The organism is Amorphus sp. 3PC139-8, assembly GCF_040750475.1.
Lineage (GTDB): Bacteria > Pseudomonadota > Alphaproteobacteria > Rhizobiales > Amorphaceae > Amorphus.
Genome location: NZ_JABJVY010000063.1, coordinates 1 through 3,824, shown reverse-complemented (window position 1 = coordinate 3,824; position 3,824 = coordinate 1). Strand labels below are relative to the sequence as shown.

Annotated in this window: 4 protein-coding genes; all 4 read left to right on the top strand. The window is 64.6% G+C overall.

Features of this window, described 5'->3' with window-relative positions; genetic code table 11:
* The first annotated feature begins 73 nt into the window (after positions 1–73).
* The 4 genes from HNS03_RS25540 (at position 74) to HNS03_RS25525 (ending at position 3,663) form a co-directional block, all read left to right on the top strand.
* Positions 74–202, top strand: coding sequence for a hypothetical protein (locus tag HNS03_RS25540; RefSeq protein WP_367198861.1), 129 nt, complete (start codon positions 74–76; stop codon positions 200–202).
* Positions 203–220: 18 nt separating this feature from the next.
* The gene (locus HNS03_RS25535; RefSeq protein ID WP_367198860.1) at positions 221–1,315 is read left to right on the top strand and encodes a linear amide C-N hydrolase; all 1,095 of its coding nucleotides are present in this window, start codon (positions 221–223) and stop codon (positions 1,313–1,315) included.
* 54 nt (positions 1,316–1,369) lie between these two features.
* Positions 1,370–2,767, top strand: a complete 1,398-nt coding sequence (locus tag HNS03_RS25530; protein WP_367198859.1) for a glutamate decarboxylase — start codon at positions 1,370–1,372, stop codon at positions 2,765–2,767.
* Between the two features lie 68 nt (positions 2,768–2,835).
* Positions 2,836–3,663: a hypothetical protein gene (locus HNS03_RS25525; protein ID WP_367198858.1), complete on the top strand. Its 828-nt coding sequence runs from the start codon at positions 2,836–2,838 to the stop codon at positions 3,661–3,663.
* Positions 3,664–3,824 lie beyond the last annotated feature (161 nt).

Here is a 3,824-nt window from a genome sequence, read left to right as displayed (position 1 = left end):
ACTTCCTCTCCGATCCCGACACAAATCTCCGCATGATCATGAAGGACGGAAAAATCTATAAGGACACAAGGGGATGAGGCAGCCGGCGGCGTTTGCCGCCTCTGTCGGTGGCCACCGGGTGACGATCGACCCATTCGACAACGAGACCTTCGGCGGGACCGGCAACGGTGGGTCGCCCGTCGCCGAGACCTTCCGCTTCTAACCGCGCGAGCGAGACCTCATGTGCACATCCCTTCTCTACAGTGACCAGGCGGGCCAGTTCTATTTCGGGCGGACGCTGGAGCTGACGGTCGATCTGCCCTACCAGCTCGTGTTCTTTCCCAAAGGGCAGACCTTTTCCTCGGAGATGACGGGACATCCGGCGGCCTCCTTCACCTCCGAGCACGCCTTTCTGGCGGTCGCCATGCCGGGCCGCGTGCCGTCGGCGGACAAGCCCATCGGCCTTGTGGATCTGAAGGTTCTGGAGGGGCTGAACACGGAAGGCCTGACCTTCAGCGTGCTGTCCTATCCCTCCGCCGGCGGGACCCAGCAGCCGGTGGAGATGACGCGCGCCGTGCTCTCCGCGTCGGATCTGGGAAGCTGGGTGCTCGGCAGCTTCGTGCGGGTGAGCGAGGTCAAGGCCGCGCTGGCCGAACAGCCGGTCATGCTGGAGGCGCTGTCGATCCTGGGCGGGGTGGAATCGCCGTTCCACTATGTCGTGCACGACGCGGAGGGTGCCTCCGTCGTGATCGAGTTCCACCGCGGCGAGATGACGGTCTACGACAATCCCGTAGGCGTCATGACCAACGGCCCCCAGTTCGACTGGCACCTGACCAACCTGGACAACTACACCCACCTCACCAACGTCGACGGTTCGTCGGCGACCTTCGGGTCCTACAAGGCGGTGCAACCGGATTCCGGCATCGCGACGGCGGCGCTGCCGTCCTCCAACACCTCGGTCGGGCGGTTCGTGCGCGCCGTCTTCTATGCCCATTTCACCGAAAAAGCCGCCACGCCCGATATGGCCGTGCAGACGCTCGCTCATATCATGAACAATTTCGACCGACCGCGCGGGGCGACTATCGACTACCCGCAGGCAGGGGGTGGCCATCTCGAGGTCGCCGGCCTGGAGCAAGGCAAGGGCGAACCTTATGCCACCGAGTTCACCGCCTGGACGAGCCTCTCCGACCTGTCGCGCAAGTGCCTCTATGTCCGCGACTATCGCAGCCTGAACTTCGTCCGTTTCGACCTTGCCGAACTGGCCGAGACCAAGGAGCCGAAGGTGTTTTCGCTCCAGAAGGTGGCTGACGCCAACCCGGCGGCCTACTCCCTCTGACGGCCGCACCGGCAGCCCGACCCGTTCCCCATTCCCTCTGATGCGAGAAAAATCATGGCGATCGATCACGATGCAGTCACGGGAGACGACAGCTACGACGAGACCTACGGGTCGGGCGATCTGAGCGCGATCCTGCCGAAGGCCGGATTCCCCGATGCCGAGCGCGATCCCCGTCGGATTTATGCCGCCGTACGCGACGAGCTGATGCTCGACGGCAACTCGCGCCAGAATCTGGCGACCTTCTGCCAGACCTGGGAAGAGCCGGAAGTCCATCAGTTGATGGACGACTGCATCGACAAGAATATGGTCGACAAGGACGAGTATCCGCAGACCGCCGAAATCGAGGCGCGCTGTGTCCGGATGCTCGCCGATCTCTGGAACGCGCCCTATCCCTCCGATGGTGTCGGCTGCTCGACCACGGGTTCGAGCGAGGCGGCGATGCTGGGCGGGCTTGCGATGAAGCGGCGCTGGGAAGCACGCCGGCGGGCCGAGGGCAAGTCGACCGACAAGCCCAACCTGATCACCGGTCCGGTGCAGATCTGCTGGCACAAATTCACCCGCTACTGGGATATCGAGCACCGGGAAATCCCGATGGAGGACGGCCGGCTCCTGATGACGCCTGAAGAGGTGCTTGCCCGCTGCGACGAGAACACCATCGGGGTGGTTCCGACCTTGGGCGTGACCTTCACCGGCGAGTTCGAACCGGTGAAGGCCGTCAGCGACGCGCTCGACGATGTGCAGGCGCGCACGGGCCTCGATATCCCGATCCATGTCGACGGGGCGAGCGGCGGCTTCCTGGCGCCGTTCTGCGCGCCGGACGTGGAATGGGACTTCCGGCTTCCCCGCGTACGCTCGATCAACGCCTCGGGCCACAAGTTCGGCCTCGCGCCGCTGGGCGTCGGCTGGGTCCTGTGGCGGGAAGAGACGGACTTGCCGGAGGAGATGGTGTTCTGGGTGAACTATCTCGGCGGCAACATGCGCGATATCGCGCTCAACTTCTCGCGCCCCGGCGGCCAGATCGTCTGTCAGTACTATAATTTCATGCGCCTGGGCCGGAGCGGATACCGCAAGGTTCATTCCGCCTGCTACCGCAGCGCCGGCTATCTCGCCGACGAAATCGGCAAGATGGGGCCGTTCGAAGTGGTGTTCGACGGAAATCCGGAGCGCGGAATCCCGGCGGTGTCGTGGAAGCTGAAGGACGGGTTGGACCCCGGCTTCACCCTGTTCGACCTGGCTGATCGGCTACGCGTGCGCGGTTGGCAGGTGCCGGCCTATACGTTGCCGGCGAACTGCGAAAACCAGGCGATCCAGCGCATCCTGGTGCGCAACGGGGTCAGTTTCGACCTGTGTTCGCTCCTGATCGACCACATGAATGACGCGCTCGCCCACTTCAAGGCGCATCCGATCCAGGAGCCGCTGTCCAAGCATGAGGCGTCGGGCTTCCATCATTGAGCGAGGCCGTTGAGGAGAGGTCGGGCCGCGGCGGGTCGAACCCGACCTCAGAGGGAAAGCCGCACCAGATGGACAGCGGGCCTTGGCCGTTCGTCACGCTGCGCCACTTTCGGCGCCACGGACGGCGCTATGTCTGGCGCGCCCGCCAGCACCGCAAAGGCCTCGAGCACGAAGCGCGCGGCCTCGATCCCGCCCGCGCCCCGGTTTGGCAAACCCAGACCTACAATTGGATTACCGGCGGGGTTTTCGCCGTCGGCGCCTTCCTGTTCATGGCGGGGTGCGCTCTGACCCTGATGCAGGAACTGACCGGCTCGCCCCAGTCGGTGCTGATCAACATCGTCTTCTTCTGCGGCTCCATCCCGTTCACCACCGCCGGCTACCTGCAGCACTTCCAGGCCGCCAACGCAGAGCCCTTCACGCCGGGCGCACCGGCCGATGGCGCAAGCAAGCGCCGCATCTTCTTGATTGGCTGGCAGCCGAAAAGCCCCGGCTGGCTTTCCACCATCACGCAGTTTTTCGGGACCGTGGCGTTCAACTTCAACACCTTCGACGCGATCCATACCCCCTCCGGCTGGGTGATGCAGGACCTGGTGATCTGGGTTCCGGGAATGATCGGCTCGGTGCTGTTCCTGGTGTCGGGCTATCTTGCCTACATCGAAGCGGGCCACGCCTATCTGAGCTGGCGGCCCAAGGAACTCGCCTGGTGGATCGTGTTCATTAATCTCGTCGGCTGCATCGCCTTTATGACGGCCTCCATCCTGGCCTATACCCCGGCAGGGCCGGAGCCTGGATGGATTCCGGCCGTCAGCAATGGTCATTTGTGGTTCGGTGCGCTCTGTTTCTTCGTCGGCGCACTCCTATTGATGCGGGAAAGCCGGCTCGCGGCGCGCGGCTGAGGACACCGGTGGAGGAGCGGACGCCCATGGGCTTGGGCCCTCAGACAGCGCAAAGGCGCCTCGTCGCTTGGGGCGGGGCCGTCTGGAACGGACCGCTTCGTTTTGGCGGGCTGGTTCTTGCGGGTCCGGTTGGCGGCTGCGTGCCGTCGGGTGCGCCTGCG